Source organism: Mycoplasma hafezii (genome assembly GCF_049942695.1).
GTDB lineage: Bacteria > Bacillota_I > Bacilli_A > Mycoplasmatales > Metamycoplasmataceae > Mycoplasmopsis > Mycoplasmopsis hafezii.
In genome coordinates this window covers 888596-906400 of sequence record NZ_CP187940.1, presented here as the reverse complement: position 1 = coordinate 906400, position 17805 = coordinate 888596, and the positions used below count along the sequence as shown (strand labels likewise).

The following is a 17805-nucleotide window of genomic DNA, read 5'->3' as shown; positions in this document are numbered from 1 at the left end:
GAAATTATGGATTTAAAGAAAACATTAAATATGCCTAAAACAAAATTTGACATGAGGGCTAATTTAACACAAAAAGAACCATTATACAGAAAAGAATGGTTAGATAATCAAATTTATAAAAAAGTTTTAGAAAAAAACAAAAATAATCCAACATTTATTCTTCATGATGGTCCACCATATGCTAATGGAAGCATTCACGTAGGGCATGCATTAAACAAAATTTTAAAAGATATTATAGTTAGATATAAAAGCTTATGTGGTTTTTATTCACCTTTTGTTGCTGGGTGAGATACACACGGGTTACCTATTGAACATAAATTTTTAGTAGAAGCTAAGCTTAATAAAGATGAAATAACTCCATACATTTTAAGAAAAAAAGCGGCTAAATATGCATTATCACAAGTAGAAAAACAAAAGAAGGAATTTGCAAGTTTACAACTGCTTTCTGATTTAGAAAAAATTTATGTAACTTTAGATAAAGAATATGAAGCCAAACAATTAGAAGTGTTTAAAAAAATGTGTCTTGATGGAATGGTGTATAAAGGTTTAAAACCTGTTTATTGATCACCAAGTAGTCAAAGTGCTTTAGCTGAGGCAGAAGTTGAATATCAAGATGTAGTCAGTCCTTCTATTTATGTAGCTTTTGATGTAGTTAAATCTGATTTTTCTAAAATTAAAGAAAATGATAAATTAATTATTTGAACTACAACACCATGGACCTTAATTGCTAATGCTGGGGCAGCACTTGCTGAAAATATTGAATACGTAGTAATTGAGCAAGCGGGTAACAGATATATTTTAGCTTCCACATTACTTGATAACGTTACTTCAAAATTTGGTTGAACAGATTTTAAAGTGATTGATAGCTTTTTAGGTAAAGAAATCACTAATATAACATATTTAACTCCTATTTTACAACAGGAGGCACCTGTGGTGATTGGACATCACGTAACTGATGAAACAGGAACAGGAATAGTTCATATAGCACCAATGTTTGGTGAGGATGACTTCTTAATCGGACAAAAAAATAAACTAAATATGATTATGCATATTAGTGATAAAGGTTTTATTGAAGGAACTAATACAAAATTTGATGGAATCTTTTATGAAGATGCTAATAAGCTAATCTCAGAATTTTTAAATGATAAGTTATTATATTTTGAAAGATTTAAGCACTCATATCCACATGATTGAAGAACACACCAACCAATTATTTTCCGTGGTACACCACAATGATTTGTGTCTATTGATAAGGTTAGGGAACAAATTATTAATCAATTAGAAAACAATGTTAATACATACCCTGAATGAGCTAAGTCAAGAATGATTCAAATGATTCAAAATCGTCATGACTGAACTATCTCTCGTCAAAGAAGTTGAGGAGTTCCGATTACTATTTTTTATGATCAAGATAAAAAACCTGTAATTAATGAAGAAATCTTTGATTACGTTATTTCTTTAGTTAAAGAAAACGGAACAGATATTTGATGAGAAAAAGAAACTGATGAATTGTTACCAGAAAAATTTAGAGGTCTAGGTTATACAAAAGAAATGGATATCATGGATGTTTGATTTGACTCTGGAGTATCAAGTATAGCTGTTAACATTGATGAAAAAGTTTCATCTCCATATGATTTATATTTAGAAGGAGTGGACCAATATAGAGGTTGATTTAATTCTTCAATTATTAATTCAGTAGCATATAAAGGTGTGGCACCATATAAAGATTTAGTTTCACATGGGTTTGTTTTAGATGGAAAAGGTGAAAAAATGTCTAAATCTAAAGGGAATGTTGTTGTGCCACAAGAAGTCATTTCAAAACGTGGTGCTGACATCTTAAGATTGTGAGCAGCAAATAGTGACTATACAAATGATGTTACAATTTCTGATGCTATACTAGAACAAAATTCTGAAATTTACCGTAAATGAAGAAATACATTAAAATTCTTACTTGGTAATTTAGAAGGATTTACATATCAACCACAAATGCAATATTTAGGAATTCATAAATATATTAATGAAACACTTAAAGATTTAATTGTTAAGGTGAATGAAGCTTATAATGAATATAAATTTATTTCTGTAATTAAGTTATTAAATAATTTCATTGTTGATTTATCAAGTTTTTACTTATCAGTAATGAAAGATGTTTTATATGTAAGAAAAGTTGATGATTCTGAACGTCTAATGGTATTAAATAATATTTATGAAATAACGGAATTTATAATTTTAGCAATTACACCAATTTTACCTACGACAGCAGAAGAAGCATATAAATTCTTTAATAAACCTAATAAATTTGAAAGCGTTATGCTTGAAACAATGAAACAAGTATCTAGAAAAGATGTTGACTATACAGTAATCGACCAATTTTCAGAGTTCTTTGAATTACGCGATAAAGTAAATGTTTTAATCGAAGAACAAATTAAATTAGGAAATATTAAGCGTTCAAATGAATTAGCTTTAAATATCCCTAACCCAAATGAATTTTTAAGAAGTCTTGATTTAAAAGTGTTATTAATGGTTGGACAAGTACAATTTGATAGTAAAAAAGAATTATCAGTAAATAAATTTGATTCAGTAAAATGTGCTAGATGTTGAAATCACTTTTTAGCTAATGAGATAAAAGAAGAGCTTTGCGAAAATTGTTACGATATTGTTTCTAATTTACCAGAAGTGGAATAATTATTATGAACATAGAAAAATTAAAGTTGAATGTATCTAGTTTTTTAGAAAAGTCTAAAAAATATTTACACAAGAATAAAAAACAAATTTTAATTAATTACATAATATTAATTGGTGTCTTTACTATCTTTTTAGTAATCGATCAACTAACTAAACAATATTTATGAAATCACCCTGTAGATGTTTTTGGCCAACATTCAGAAACTAGTGCGGAAAGTATATGACCAGCAAATAAAGTATATGGGGGCTCAGAGCATGGTAATGGAATTATAGGTATACGTAATGTTTGACATAAAGGTGTTACTGTTTTACCTGAGTCATGAGATGTAATCGCAGCAGTACAAGCATTAAGCATTATTTTAGCTATAGTTGTTTTAATAATTCCTATCTTTTTAAAATCTAAGTATGCTATTTATTATGCACTTGGATTAGGGATTTTACTAGCTGGTGATTTAGGAAACTGCATTGATAGATTTAGATTTTTAGGATACGTAAAAGATATATTCTACGTACCGTTTTGAGAAAATTGAAAAGGACAAACAGTTGGTACGTTCAATTACGCAGATTTATCAATATTTATTGCAATAGTTATCTTATTAGTTACAACAATTGTTAATGTGATAACTGAATATATTAAAGATAAAAAGAAAAAGAAGAACCAAATAAATAGCGAATTACAAAATTAGCAGTTTTAGTTAATAAAGCTGCTTTTTTATATCGCCTTATTAGTGCTTAAAAGCGTGTCTAAGTGCGTTGAGGAAAAAAGTAATAAAAAAGCACAGCTAGAGAATTAGATGTGCTTAAAATTGAATATTCGTTATTATTTGATAGTTTCAAATTCATATAAAACTGAAACTTTTTTAGCCATTTTTGTTAATGTTTTAAACTCAGTTGAGAAATTAGGATCATTAACAAAATTATTATAATCTGCTAGACTTGATCATCTTTCAATTAATACAACTTTATCATCGCTTTGAAGTCCGTATTCAAATGAAAGATTCATTTCAAGCATTCTAGTTTTCTTAGATAAAACAAACATATAATCTAAAAAAGGTTTAGTTTTTTCAGGATTAATAATGAATGTTGTTGCTTTAGCGAAAATCATTTATTTTACTCCTTTTATTTTTTAATTCTTTCGAATAGCATAAATGAATTAGCCTGATTAATGTTATCAAATTTATCAAATTTATTTATAGAATCAAGTGAAAAAGCTGGAACACCTAATGCTTTTTTCACATCATCCATTTTTTGTGGTAAAACAACTTGTAAGTAGGTGGCAACTGCGTAAATACCATTTAATAAAATTGATAAAACTTGAGATAAACGATTTAAATCTTCCTTTAATGTTCAAGGTTGAGTTTCATCAATATATTTGTTTAGTTCGCTAGATAAAGTAATAGCTACACGCAATGCCTTATCAACTTCAAAATTATCAAAATGTTTGATAAATTCATTTTTTGATGCTGTAATTTTATTTTTGATATCTAAGTCAATTGGTAATTCAGTTGAAACATATTTAATTGGTTCAGCAAAAGAATTGGATTTCATTTTTAAAGTACGAGATACTAAGTTTCCAAAATTGTTAATTAAATCAGCATTAATTACATCAATAAAGCGATCTTGGTCAAAAATTCCATCTTCTCCTAAAACTATTTGACTTGTTAAGTAATATTTAATCATTTCAGGGTGAAATTTTGCTAATAAATCATACGGGTCTACAACATTATTTTTGGATTTAGACATTTTTCCAGTTGGTGTAACCAATCAACCGTGTGCCTGAATTTTAGTTGGTAAGCGAAGATCGAGAGCTTTTAGGAAAATAGGTCAGTAAATCATATGGAAACGTGCGATTTCTTTTCCTAATAAATGAACCACCTCTGTATTTGGATCAGCCCAGAATTCTTTAAATAATTTAGGTTGTTCTAGTAGGTTTGGATCATAACCTAATGCAGTGATATAGTTGCATAAGGCATCTAATCATACATATAAAGTGTGTTTTTCCTCTTCTTGAATTTTAATACCTCAAGAAACGTTTGTTCTAGTTACTGATAAATCATCAAGACCTTTATTTAAAAAGTTATTTAACATTTCTTTAGTAATTTTAGCTGGCGAAACAAAATCAGGGTGTTCATTAAGGTAATTAATGAGTCAATCAGCAAATAAGTTCATATTGAAGAAATAACTTTCTTCAGATACAGTAACTAATTCGTGATCACTTGTTGGATGGTAGAACTTTCCATCTCTTTTAACAGCTTGAGTCTCTGTTAAAAATTCTTCATCACTAACTGAATATAATCCAGTGTAGCTATCTTTATATATGTATTCTTTTTCGAGAAATTTAGAAAAAATATGTCTAACACTTGTTTTGTGTTGTTCGTTAGTTGTTCTTGAATAAAAATCATAGTCTATACCAAAATCAACTCACATTTGTTTATAACTTGTGTAAAGTTCATCAACAAATTCTTGAGGTGTTTTGTTATTTTCAGCTGCTTTTAAAAAGATTTTTTGTCCGTGTTCATCACTACCTGTTAAGAACTTAACATCATAGCCCATTAGTTTTTTATAATTTGCAATTGTTCAAGCTAATGTGGTTGTATATAAATGACCAATGTGTAATTTACCACTTGCGTAATAAATAGGTGTTGTAATATAAAATCTTTTATTCATAATACTCCTATACTTTTTTAGGTTTATACAATTCTTTGATTTCTGGTAGGTAATCGTGATTTAATGTGTCGTGTGGATCGTGTAAATATAAATTAGGTAAAAAGTGTGTTCCTCAACCTGAATTATATCTAGCTTCAATTAAAACAAATTTAGGTTTATCTTGAACTCTTGGAATAATTTGTTGTATTCTTTTTGGCTCAAAATTATATTGTCTAAGTAAACAAAAAGCATCAACCATTCGTTCGACTGGTAACACCATTGTAAAGAAGCCTTTTTGCTCAATGATTTTTGATGCACCTATAATTAATTGTTCAAGATTTAAATGAATCTCATGAGTAGCTATCAATTTAGATTCAGAAATATTTTTCTTTAATTTTGTTTTATCATATGGATAAAAAGGTGGATTACAAAAAATAATTTGATATTTTTTACTTGCATTTTTACAGTGTTCTTTTCAAAATTCATTAAAGTCTTTATTGATAACTTTAATTTGTTTGTCAAGATTATTCATTTTTACATTGTATTCGGCTAATTCAGCAGCAGGTGCTTGAATTTCGACAGCATCAATTTTTAATTTTGGATTTCTAGCTGCGACAAAAATACTTAGAGCACCATTGTTTGCACCAATTTCCAGTGCACGGTGAATTTTTGTATTTAAATAAATAAAATTACCCAATAAGATTGTATCTACCGAATAATTAAACATATCTTTATCTTGATAGACATATAAATCAGAATCAAAACCCAAAGAGTTTTTTACTAATTTTCTATTTTCTTTTTCTAGGTTTATCATGTTTATCGTGCTTGTCGTGTTTTGTGTTTAATTTAAGCGGTGTTTTTAATTGTCTTGATTCTTTAAATTTGCGTTGATTTTCTAAGTATGTTGGATAAAGTTCTGCAAGTACGCAGTCAACTTTCCCTTCTACTAAATCAACACCTATTACGACTACATCAACGTAATCACCTAGGGTAAATGTTCTTTTTTCAGAAATTAATTTAGTTAAAGTTTCGTTAGCTTCATAATCTCCGTCAAATAAATTACTACGGTGCACTAGTCCGCTGGCTTTAAAATCAAATTCAACAAAGAAACCAAATTGTAAAATACTTAAAATTTGTACCTTAAATTGTTTACCAACTTGATTTTTAAGGAACTCAGCAAATTTTAAATCATTAACATTTCTTTCAATTTGTACTGCTTTTTGCTCACTCTTAGTGTTTAAATCACCAAAAATAGGTAGTTGGTCACGCATATGTTGCAATTTATCCATTTGTTTATTAATTAAGAAATCACGAATAATACGATGTATCATTAAATCGGGATATCTACGAATCGGACTGGTAAAGTGGCAATAGAACTGACTAGCTAAACCGAAGTGTTCGATATTTTCTGGTGAATATACTGCTTTTTGCATTGTTCTTAAAAAGAGAAGTTTTACGAAATCATCGTTTCTTAATTCTTTAACTTTATTTACTAATTCAGCAAAATTTTGTGGATTGATATTATTTTCGTTAATTCCGTCCATTGAAATGCCGATAACTGATAAAGCATTTTTTAAACCTTGTAATTTATCAGCATCAGGTTTTTCGTGTACACGGTAAAGAACAGGAAGCTTATTATCGTATAAAAATTTAGCAACTGTTTCGTTAGCACGAACCATAAAGTCTTCGATTAAAACTTCACTAAATCCACGTTTATTGATAATGATTTCTTTAACAGAACCATCCTCGTTTAATTTAATTTTTGGTTCATCGATTTCAAAATCAATATAACCTTGTTTCATTTTGTATTGATGAAGAATTAAACTAAGTTCTCTAGCTTGGTTAAGCATAGATTTTAATTCTGTAACAGCAGTTTGATTTTCAAAATCTTCATTAATTTTTCCTGTGTCAAAATATTTATCTACTTGTTTATATGTAAGTCTAAATTTAGACTCAATAATACCTTGGAAAATATTGGTTTTTACAGTATTACCATATTTATCGATTTCGACTTCACAAGCTAAGACAAAACGATCTTCATTAGGATTTAAAGAACAAATTCCGTTAGATAATTCAACTGGTAGCATCGGAATAACACGATCGACTAAATATATACTTGTTCCACGATTTAAGGCTTCTTCATTAATTTTTGTTTCTTCTCTAACATAGTAAGAAACATCAGCAATATAAACTCCAAGGAAATAATTTCCATTGTCTAATTTTTTAACAGTAATTGCATCATCAAAGTCTTTAGTATCATCACCATCGATGGTTACGATCATCTTATCGCGTAAATCTACACGATTAGAGATATCTTCGTTAGCGATTGTTTCTGGAATTGCTTTGATTTCTTCTTCTAAAGTGTCTGGAAACTTACTTGGAGCTTTAATTTGTTCTAAGTAAGATTTAACAAACACCATCGGGTCAGCTTCATTTGTGATTACACGTTCAATTTGAATTAAAATACTTTTTTCTTCATATTTTAAAATACGTGCTACTACTAAATCGTTTAATTTAGTAGGAACTACTGAAGAAATAAGTTTATATTGAATGGTTTTGAAACGTTCTTCAACAGGTACAAAATAAGTAGATGAATTTTTTTGTTTCATAAATCCAATCATTTCAGTGTTTCCACGTTCGATAATTTCGGTAACAACTCCATGGGTTAAATCGCTTTGGTTATCTCTTGGATTAACATATACATTAATTCTAACAATATCATTGTGAATTGCACCATTAAAATTAAAACTTTTAATAAATACACTATCTTTTGTACCAGCTTCTTCATCGATATTGTAGTCAACAAAACCAAATGATCCTTTCGCGTTAACACTTAATGTACCAACGATTGTGTCTTTTAAAACTGGTGCGTAGTATTCATCTTTATTATTTTTGAAAATTTTGTATTCCTTAAGTAATGTAGATAAAATATTTGTTAAATCTTTATTATTACGAACAGAAATACGAAAGTGTTTAGCAATATCTAGAAATGACCTGGATACAGCACTTTGTATGAAATGATAAATTTTTTCTTTATCCATATTTGAATTTCTCCTTACGTTATTTATAGTATATATACTATAAAGCATTAAAATCATAGCATAATTATAGATTTTAAAAGCAGACAAAAATCCACAAAACTTGTGGATCTTAGTGTACTAAAACAGCTAATAAAACAGCAAGAATTAATAAAATTAATCCAGATGTCATCATGCTGTATTTTAAGAATTTTTTAAATCCTCTTTCTTTTGAAGTTTTAAATAATTCTAAATCACTTGAACCAACTAAAGCACCAGAAAAACCATTTGAGTCTGGTGACATTAAAAATGAAATTAGGATTATGAAAAATCCTAGAATAATTAAAATAGTAGTAATAAAATAAACCACAACGTCCTACTTAATAAATTGTTTTAAATGATGTGCAACAGCACTTTCATCACAAGTTTTATCTAAAATTACATCAGCTTGCACTTTTAAGTCATCAGTAGCGTTAGCAACAGCAATTAAAGTTCCGATTTTACCTTTTGTTGATGCGTCGTTTAATGAATCACCGAAGTGTCATGCTTTATTTGGGTCAAGATTTAAATAATTACATAATCAAAGATCTGCGTTACCTTTAGAAATGTCTTTAGGTGTAATTTCCATAACGTTATTTTCACCAGCTAGGGTTAACTCTAATTTATCTCCATATTTATCCTGTAAAATTGGAAATATTTTTGCTAGCTTTTTAACAGGTGAAAAACTTGCAGGTCAAACAAAAGCTTTTTGCATATTGAAATTATTATCAAAATCTTTTCAATATTTACATGTATCTTTTGCGTGTCCCATAAATTGTTTTGAAATTATGTTTTTTGTATATGAGTTTTCTTTATTTGAATTGAAAATAACATTTAAGTTGTATTTTTCAAAATCTTTAACTAATTCAGCAGTAACATCTTTTGGTGCGTGTGCTTGATATACTAATTCATGTTTTCAGTAAATCTCTGAACCATTTCAAGTGATGTATGAGTCTAAACCGATTTTATCTACAATTCTTCTTGTATTATTATTTGCACTTCTTCCTGTACAAATTACAACAGGAAAAATTTTATTTACTTTTGATAGTACATCGCAAGTAAATTCGCTAGGGTCTTTTTGAAATCATTTTGGAGCAGGTCCATCAAGAGTTGTTCCGTCTAAATCTAAAAAAACGATTGAAGGTTGTGTCATTTTATTCCTTTCTGCAACTTTTTAAAGTAATATTTAAATTTTACACTATTTATGCTATATGCTAAAGGTTGAGTGCTTTCTATTATCATTTTTTTGTTTGTTTAAAATATTTTTATAAAAATTTATTAATCTATTTTTAAGGTGTAAAAATTATTTCGTTTTAAAAACTTATTAAATTCGTTTGTGTAATGCAAAAAAAATAAAAAAAAGATGGTTTTCAAAAAATAAAAATGCATTTTTATAAAAAAGCAGAGCATATTAAATATGCTCTGTCTATGATAATTATATTAAATCTAGATTAATGCTAAAAAGCATCTTTTCAGTCGTAATTTCCTTCGAGTGTAGATTTTAAAATATCTTGTACGGTAACTTGAGCTAACACTTTCTCAATGTCATTGTTAAGTACAATAAGAAGTGTTTTAAAGAACATACCTATATTGTTTGCGATTTTACATTTAACTTTTTTTGTTCCACTACTGTAACTTTCGTTAATTAATTTTAAGTGTAATTTGTTTAAAACGTCTTTTAAAGTAATTGTTGCAGGATCTTTTAGTATTTCGTATCCACCCATACGTCCAGGGTAAGCTTTTACTCAACCGCAATCAATATAAGGTTTTACGATTGTTCTAATCCGCACTGAGTTTACTTCTACATTTTTCGCAATCACACTACTTGGAACTACTTCACCTTTTTTGTGTGATAAGTAAGTTAAAATGTGTAAAGAAACAATATAGTCACTAAATACTCACTTTGTAGTGTTTTTTGTAGATTTTTTCATTACACATATATTATATAACATTTTTGGACAAAATAAAAACAAGCTTGCTGCTTGTTTTTTAACTAATCTATCAGAAATTAGGGACTTGTTGAGTTACGAAAATAAATTCTGTTGGTTCGTATTTATTTAAATAGTAAAGTCCTAATTTTTTGCTAATAATTACATATGCGATTTTTCCAAAATCAAGTTGGTTAGGATCTGTAGTTCCAAGGAAGTTTTGGACTAATTTAATTTCACTTTTCATTTCGTTTTCTGTTGGTTCTAAACCTAAACGTTTAGAAATTAAATTAGTTCAGAAGTATTGAGAAATCATATTTTCTGATTGTGCCTTCACTTGTTCCATTTCTTCAGTTTTAACGTTTGCTTGTGAGAAAGTTTGTAATAATAAATCTTCAGGGATTTCTAATGGTTTATTTTTAACTAAAATTTCTTTAATAATTCTTTGAGCATAATCAAATACAGCATCAGAAAAGATTTGATGTTTAACAGATGTTGTTATTTCTTTTTCGATATCTGCAAGTGTAGAAACTTTTTCTAATCCCATTAATTTAACATTTTCTTCTGTAATAGGCATTGCTTTTGCTTCTTTTATTTCTTTAACTTGTAAATGGACATCTGCAAATTCGTTGGTAATATCTTTTTCATCACCAACTTTTAAACCAATAATTTCTTTTTCTACTGGTGTTGTAGCATTTTTGTTTGCTTTAACTTGAATTGTATCTTTTCTAACTGAATTATCAGATTTTGATTTCATTTCTATTTCTAAAATAACTATATTTCCATCTTGAATTGGTTCTTTTGTGTCTAAATAAAATGTGTAATTAGACATAAATGATTTTTTGAATTCTTCAATTTTAGATTCAAAATTTTTATCATATTGAAATTTTGCAGAAGGTTGAAAATCTACTTGAAAATCTTTAAGATCATCTAAAAAGTAAACTTTCAAGTCAAATGAAAGGTTTTCTACTGATACGTTTACATTTTCAATTACTGGTAAAAATGAAATTTTAGAATTATCTTTTAAATTATTTCTAAAAGTTTCATCTCTTTTCATTTCGATGTAAGCATTTTTTGCTAATTCTAAAATTGTTTGTTGAGTAATTTTTTCTTGTTTATCTTTTTTTTGCCCTTCAAGATAATTAAGAGCATCATTTTGTGATTTTAATCATTCATCTTTAGCAACTGTAAAGTTAATAATTTCTTGTTTTAACATAAAACTCCTTATTTTGCGTTCATTAAACAATATTCAACTAATGTACTTACTAATTCACCTTGAGGTTCACCATTTTTATCAGCTGTACCTGCAACATCACAGTGAATGTAACCAACACCGTTTGTGAATTCTTTAAGGAACATAGCAGCTTGTGAAGAGTCTGGTCTAACAACTTTGCTTCAAGAAGCTAAGTCAGCAACTTTTGAGCCTTTGTTTCCTTTATTGTAATCTTCGTGCATTGGCATTCTTCATACTTTTTCTTGTGCTACTTGAGCAGCTTTATTAAATGTTTCTCATTTTTGATCGTTAGTTGATCAAATTCCTGTATAAACATTTCCGAGTGCTGTTAAAATTGCACCAGTTAATGTAGCAACATCAATTAATGTTGTCGCTTTTAATTTACTTGCTCCGTAGTATAAACCATCAGCAAGAACTAAACGACCTTCAGCGTCTGTGTCGACTACTTCAACTCATTTACCACTCATAGATTGGTATACATTTTCAGGAAGTGATGCGTCTGCGTTAATTCTGTTATCTGTAATACACATAATAGCAGCAACATTAACTTTAGCTTTTAATAAAGCTAAAACTTTAACTGCGTAGGCTGCAATTACAGAACCTGACATATCATATTTCATTCCTTCCATATGATATCCTTTAGTGTTAACACCACCTGTATCAAATGTAATTCCTTTACCAACGATAACGATTTTTTCTTTTGACTCTGGATTTCCGTTATATGAAGCAATGACAACTCTTGGTTCGTGTGTACTTCCTTTGTTAACAGAAAGTAATAATCCCATATTGTTTGCTTCGATTTCTTTTTTAGTTAAGGTTTCGGTTTTTAAACCTTCAATACCAGCAAAATCAGTTGTAATAGCAGCAGCTAACATTTCTGAGTTTAAAAAGTTTTCAGGCATAATTTGTAAATTTCTAACTTGAGTAATTGCTCTTGAAAGATATTGACATTTTTTGATTAATTCAGAGTCGTATTTAGCTCCTAAATATAATGCTATTTCTTTTTTATCTTTTTTGTCCTTAGGATCTACTTTTGCATTTGTTTTTTTGAATAATTTAGCTGTAGCAAAATCAGATTTAATAATAAATGTTCTGATTAATGTATCAGCTGTTAGTTCTTCTGTAATAAAGCTTTTTAAATCAAAAGCATAATTTCTTGATAAAGAACCTGCAATTTTTTTGATTAATGAATTAATACCCTCTAAGTTTGTGTGTTCTTTATCTAAATATACATAAGCGATGTTATTTTGTAAATCTTCAGTAACTGTTAAATTTTTACGACCTACAAATTTAGGAAATTCTGTTCCTTCGTATGCAGGACGAACAAGCATAAAGTTTAAATCTTTTTTATTTAAAATTCTCATTTTCTACTCCTTTTGATATTTGGTTAATAGCTAATAGTGCACTTTCACGATATGCACGAATTAAACCACCAGCTCCTAGCTTAATACCACCAAAATATCTTGCAACAACTATTACATAGTTATACATTTTTTTAAGCTGTAATAAATCATAAATTGGTCTACCAGCTGTGTTTTTAGGTTCACCATCATCATTAAATCCACCACTTTCAACACCATTTTGGTAAATTAAATAACCATAACAAACGTGTCGAGCTTTTTTGTTTTCTTTTTGGACTGATGAGATGATTTCTTTTAAGTTAGCTTTGTCTGTTAATTCAAATGCGTAGCTGATGAACCTTGATTTTTTAATAATTAATTCTGTTTTAATCATATGTAACATCTTTTAAATTACGACAGAAATTAATAAAATGCTTGTGAGCCTTATCTAAGTCTGGACGCCCTTTATCTTTGAAAAATTTAAATTTTTCAGCGTATTCAAAGAATAAACCATAAATTTCCTTGTCATCTTGGCAAGGTGTTAAGCCTAAATTAGTTAAGCGTTCTGGATAGTATTTGCTGATTAATTTTCACATCTGAATTGCAACAAATTCAGTAGGGAAATTTTCGATTTTAACTGATCCGATAGTTAATAACTTAATAGCAATTTCTTGATCATCAAATTTAGGCAATAAGATACCTGGTGTATCAAGGAAAAGAAATTCGCCGTTTACGACTCATTTTTTCTCACGTGTAACTCCAGGATAATTAGCAACTTTTAATTTAGCCTTTTCTGATACTAAATTAATTAATGTTGACTTACCACAGTTTGGAACACCAACAACAAATGATTTAATGCGACTAATTAACATTCCTTTAGATTTATCACGAGCAATTTTTGGAGCCATAATTTGTTTTAATTTATTTAAAATAATTTTTTTAGATGATTGCTTTCTTAAATCTAATCAAAGAATATTTTCACCTTTAAAACGTGCGTTAATTTCATCTTTTTTAGATTTATCCATTAAATCACTTTTAGTAACAATAAATAATCTTGGTTTTTGAGGTGAGATTGCATCGAAATCTTCATTATATGAACTAATAGGACAACGTGCATCGAGTACGACTATAAAAACGTCACATAAATTAGCGTTTTCTTTAATATCTTTCATCGCCTTAGCCATATGACCTGGAAATCATTGGATTAGGTTTCTAAATTCTTTTTCTTCTTTATTTTGTTCAAACATTTTATATTCCTTTATTAAGTTCTTCTAATTTCCTAATTTGTTTTTCAAGGCGATTGTTTTCAAAAGTCAATTCATCAATTTTATTTTTTTGTTGTTCGATAATTTTTTCTTTTTTATCCAAGTCGGTTTGCGTTACATTTGAGTCTTGCAATAAAAAATACACTTGAGAAGCAATTTTTTCTAAGAATGAATCGACTTCTGCTTTTGAATAGCCATTTAAGGAACTACCGAATTTATTTTCTAAAAGTTGTTGGTAGATATTTTTAATTAAATCGTGCATCTTACTCCTTATTTGTTTCTGATTTTATCTAGAATAATAGCTGTAGCACAAGCCACATTTAAGCTTTCAAATGAAATTGGAATATAGATATCTGTATCACTTAATTTTTGAATGTCTTTGCTAATTCCTTGTCCTTCGTTACCTACGACAATAATGATTTTGTTTTCTTTAAATTGGACATCGTTTAAAGCTTGTGCTTTTTCATTTAATAATGTCTCATAAACAGTAAAGTTATCATTTTTTAAGTCAATTAGTGTTTGATTTAAGTTTTTTGTTTGGATGATGTTAGTATCAAAGAAAGCACCTTGACTTGACCGAATTACTTTGTCATTATAAGGGTCAAGATTTTCAATAATAACAGTATCAAAATCAAAAGCTTTTGCTAAACGAATAATTGTTCCAACATTCCCTGGATCTTGTAAATTATTTAGTGCGATTACTTTGTTGATACTTTGCGATAAAGGCTTATCTTTTTTAACAACAGCAATAATTTGTTGTGGTGTTACGGTAGAAGCTAATAATGAAATAATTTCCTTTGAAACTAAAGTGGAATCTGAATATTTTTGGTTTTCTTCAGTTTCGATAGTTTCTACAACAATACCGTATTTTTTAGCTTCTTCAACTAAATGGTAGCTTTCAATTAAGTAAAGACCTTCTATATCTCTATATTTTTTTTCTTTTAATTTTTTTCAAAATTTGACTTTGGGATTATTTTTGCTCACTAAAATCATGTTCAATTAAATAATTTTTTCCTTTTTCTACTTCGTATAGTGATAAGTCAACAAAATCAAGTTGTCTCATTACTTCGAATCCTAAAATACTTACACAGTTGGCTAAATTGATTGAACGCATTGCTGAGACCATTGGTATTCTAATGCAATCATCCAAATGATCTTGTAAGACTTTTTTGTCAATCCCAGTTGATTCTCTTCCAAACATCATTCAGATTTCACCAGTTTTTTCAAATTCTTGTTTATAGTTCATATCTGAATATGTTTTTAATCCATAACGAGTAACGTAAAAAATACGTTTATCACCATATTTCTTAGCAAAGTCTTCGTATGATGCATGTACTTCATGAGGGATATCTGAAAGCATTCTTCCTGCTCCAGCACGTCTAAGTCATTTTGGGTGTAAATCAAAACCAATTGGTTTGATAATGTGTAGTTTTGCACCTAATGCAAAACAAGTACGAATAATATTACCTGTATTTGGGCAAATTTCTGGTTGGTATAAAACAATATTTAACATGTTATTATTATATATTTAATATACGTTTTTGCTTCGATTTAAGCTAAAAAGTCGAAGAAAAAACGCACATAAGTGCGTTTTAGTATGAATGAAATAAACTCGATAATTTTTATCATTAATTACAATTTAACTTTTGGTAAACTCTAAATTAGAGTGTGGAATTAAATTACAAAATGAAATGAACCCAAAAGTAAATCTTTGTAATTTATCAAAAAACTACCACAGAATATGAATAACATCAAATTCAGATTATTAGTAATAAAACTTGATAATTGACCAGATTATTGTTTCAGTACTATGTTAGACATATTTTTGGTAATTTTAAAAATATGTAATTCATTTTTTACTTCCACATATATATTATATACTTAACTTGTTTTTTTTCTTAAAATGACTATACGCAAGGCTTAAAAATTAAAATCTGTATTTTAATCAATTACTAAGCTGTTTTAAAAACTTTTAGCACTATATTTTAGGCTTAAAAGTTTTGCAAAAAAATCAGAAATTTTTTTAATGCTTTATGCAAGCAATAAAAATTTTAAAAATTTTTATTTTTTTGTAGAAAAAAACTAATCTTTTTTCACAAAATTTACCAATTGTCCAAATTACAAAAGCATCTTATATTTAATCTAAAGTTAAGTTTTGTCTGACAACATTTTAATGTATAAATTGTACTATTAAAATAATATTCCCAGTTTATATTCTTTTAAAGTAGCGAATATTTTTTTAATAAATTTTAATAAGTGTTGTCTTCTGAAATCATGCAAATCAATGTTTATTATAAAAATATAAAAGAAAAAAGAGAGTTATAAACTCTCTTTTTTAGTAGGGTGATCAATTATTTAATAATTTTTGTAACTGATCCAGCACCAACTGTACGTCCACCTTCACGGATTGAGAATTTTGTTCCTTCTTCAACAGCGATAGGTGCGATTAATTTAACTTTTAAGTTAACATTTTCCCCTGGCATAACCATTTCACGTCCAGCTTCGAATTCAATTCCCCCTGTAACGTCTGTTGTACGGAAGTAGAATTGAGGTTTGTAGTTTTTGAAGAATGGTGTGTGACGTCCACCTTCTTCTTTTTTAAGTACATAGATAGCAGCTTCGAATTCTGTATGTGGAACGATTGAACCTGGTTTAGCTAAAACTTGTCCACGTTCAACGTCTTCACGGTTAACTCCACGAAGTAATAATCCAGCGTTATCTCCTGCTTGTGCTTCTTTAAGGTTTTTACGGAACATTTCGATTCCTGTAACAACTGTTTTCTTAGTAGGTTTAAGACCAACAATTTCAACTTCTTCGTTTAATTGTAATCTTCCACGTTCTACACGACCTGTAGCAACTGTTCCACGTCCTGTAATTGTGAAAACGTCTTCAACAGCCATTAAGAATGGTTTGTCGAATTCTTTAACAGGTGTTTCGATGTATGAGTCAACTGCATTCATAAGTTCCATAATTTTTTCTTCGTATGCAGCATCACCTTCTAATGCTTTTAAAGCTGATCCACGGATGATTGGAGCGTTATCTCCGTCAAATCCGTATTCTGAAAGAAGACCACGAATTTCCATTTCAACTAATTCGATCATTTCTTCTTCACCTTCTAACATATCACATTTGTTTAAGAAAACAACGATACGAGGAACACCAACTTGTTTAGATAAAAGAATGTGTTCACGTGTTTGAGGCATAGGTCCATCTGTTGCAGCAACAACTAAGATAGCTCCGTCCATTTGAGCTGCCCCTGTAATCATGTTTTTAACGTAGTCAGCGTGACCTGGACAGTCTACGTGAGCGTAGTGTCTTTTTTCTGTTTGGTATTCGATGTGTGATGTATTAATTGTAATACCACGTGCTTTTTCTTCTGGTGCATTATCGATTGAAGCGTAATCACGAGCTTCTGATAAACCTTTTTTAGCTAATGTTGTAGCAATAGCAGCTGTTAATGTAGTTTTACCGTGGTCAACGTGTCCGATTGTACCAACGTTAACGTGTTCTTTACTACGGTCAAAATCTAATTTTGCCATTTGTATCCTTTCTTTGAATTAATTAATTATTTTATTTCAACTATATATAAATTTTTGTTCTAGCGCTAAAACCACCAAAGCCTAGTCTTTCAGCTAGGACCTGTCCTATTTC

Annotated in this window: 17 protein-coding genes; 2 read left to right on the top strand and 15 right to left on the bottom strand. The window is 28.8% G+C overall.

The genetic code is table 4. From position 1 onward, the window contains the following. The first annotated feature begins 6 nt into the window (after nt 1–6). Both ileS and ACPYPZ_RS03555 read left to right on the top strand, forming a co-directional pair. On the top strand, nt 7–2685 hold the full coding sequence (ileS, locus tag ACPYPZ_RS03560) for an isoleucine--tRNA ligase (RefSeq protein WP_426461248.1): 2679 nt from the start codon (nt 7–9) through the stop codon (nt 2683–2685). A gap of 5 nt (nt 2686–2690) precedes the next feature. Further along, nucleotides 2691–3371, top strand: coding sequence for a signal peptidase II (locus ACPYPZ_RS03555; protein WP_426461247.1), 681 nt, complete (start codon nt 2691–2693; stop codon nt 3369–3371). A 134-nt stretch (nt 3372–3505) separates the two neighbouring features. On the opposite strand, the gene ACPYPZ_RS03550 is transcribed toward ACPYPZ_RS03555, so the two are convergent. The 15 genes from ACPYPZ_RS03550 to tuf form a co-directional block, all read right to left on the bottom strand. Further along, nucleotides 3506–3790: a putative quinol monooxygenase gene (locus ACPYPZ_RS03550; protein ID WP_426461246.1), complete on the bottom strand. Its 285-nt coding sequence runs from the start codon at nt 3788–3790 to the stop codon at nt 3506–3508. Between the two features lie 14 nt (nt 3791–3804). Next, on the bottom strand, nt 3805–5352 hold the full coding sequence (gene metG, locus ACPYPZ_RS03545; RefSeq protein WP_426461245.1) for a methionine--tRNA ligase: 1548 nt from the start codon (nt 5350–5352) through the stop codon (nt 3805–3807). Between the two features lie 7 nt (nt 5353–5359). Next, nucleotides 5360–6145 carry a tRNA1(Val) (adenine(37)-N6)-methyltransferase gene (locus ACPYPZ_RS03540; protein WP_426461244.1) on the bottom strand — a complete coding sequence of 262 codons (786 nt, stop codon included), beginning with the start codon at nt 6143–6145 and terminating at the stop codon, nt 5360–5362. Next, the gene (gene rnr, locus ACPYPZ_RS03535; RefSeq protein WP_426461242.1) at nt 6120–8372 is read right to left on the bottom strand and encodes a ribonuclease R; all 2253 of its coding nucleotides are present in this window, start codon (nt 8370–8372) and stop codon (nt 6120–6122) included. Before rnr ends, ACPYPZ_RS03540 begins: the two co-directional genes overlap by 26 nt. Nucleotides 8373–8481: 109 nt before the next feature. Beyond that, nucleotides 8482–8718, bottom strand: coding sequence for a preprotein translocase subunit SecG (gene secG, locus ACPYPZ_RS03530; protein ID WP_426461240.1), 237 nt, complete (start codon nt 8716–8718; stop codon nt 8482–8484). A 6-nt stretch (nt 8719–8724) separates the two neighbouring features. After that, nucleotides 8725–9540, bottom strand: a complete 816-nt coding sequence (locus tag ACPYPZ_RS03525; protein WP_426461238.1) for an HAD-IIB family hydrolase — start codon at nt 9538–9540, stop codon at nt 8725–8727. Between the two features lie 304 nt (nt 9541–9844). Then, nucleotides 9845–10318: an Rrf2 family transcriptional regulator gene (locus ACPYPZ_RS03520; protein WP_426461237.1), complete on the bottom strand. Its 474-nt coding sequence runs from the start codon at nt 10316–10318 to the stop codon at nt 9845–9847. A gap of 67 nt (nt 10319–10385) precedes the next feature. Further along, complete coding sequence (locus ACPYPZ_RS03515; protein WP_426461235.1) at nt 10386–11531, bottom strand: trigger factor-related chaperone; 1146 nt, start codon at nt 11529–11531, stop codon at nt 10386–10388. 8 nt (nt 11532–11539) lie between these two features. Beyond that, nucleotides 11540–12913 carry a M17 family metallopeptidase gene (locus ACPYPZ_RS03510; RefSeq protein WP_426461233.1) on the bottom strand — a complete coding sequence of 458 codons (1374 nt, stop codon included), beginning with the start codon at nt 12911–12913 and terminating at the stop codon, nt 11540–11542. Next, a complete protein-coding gene (locus ACPYPZ_RS03505; RefSeq protein WP_426461231.1) occupies nt 12897–13283 on the bottom strand; it encodes an IMPACT family protein in 387 nt (128 codons plus the stop codon). Before ACPYPZ_RS03505 ends, ACPYPZ_RS03510 begins: the two co-directional genes overlap by 17 nt. Beyond that, complete coding sequence (gene ylqF / locus ACPYPZ_RS03500) at nt 13276–14136, bottom strand: ribosome biogenesis GTPase YlqF (protein ID WP_426461229.1); 861 nt, start codon at nt 14134–14136, stop codon at nt 13276–13278. The genes ACPYPZ_RS03505 and ylqF overlap by 8 nt, the downstream gene beginning before the upstream one ends. A gap of 1 nt (nt 14137) precedes the next feature. Further along, nucleotides 14138–14416, bottom strand: coding sequence for a DivIVA domain-containing protein (locus ACPYPZ_RS03495; RefSeq protein WP_426461228.1), 279 nt, complete (start codon nt 14414–14416; stop codon nt 14138–14140). 8 nt (nt 14417–14424) lie between these two features. Beyond that, nucleotides 14425–15147: a TrmH family RNA methyltransferase gene (locus ACPYPZ_RS03490; RefSeq protein WP_426461227.1), complete on the bottom strand. Its 723-nt coding sequence runs from the start codon at nt 15145–15147 to the stop codon at nt 14425–14427. Next, complete coding sequence (locus ACPYPZ_RS03485; protein ID WP_426461225.1) at nt 15125–15667, bottom strand: tRNA (cytidine(34)-2'-O)-methyltransferase; 543 nt, start codon at nt 15665–15667, stop codon at nt 15125–15127. Before ACPYPZ_RS03485 ends, ACPYPZ_RS03490 begins: the two co-directional genes overlap by 23 nt. Before the next feature lie 838 nt (nt 15668–16505). Further along, a complete protein-coding gene (gene tuf, locus ACPYPZ_RS03480; RefSeq protein WP_426461223.1) occupies nt 16506–17693 on the bottom strand; it encodes an elongation factor Tu in 1188 nt (395 codons plus the stop codon). Nucleotides 17694–17805 lie beyond the last annotated feature (112 nt).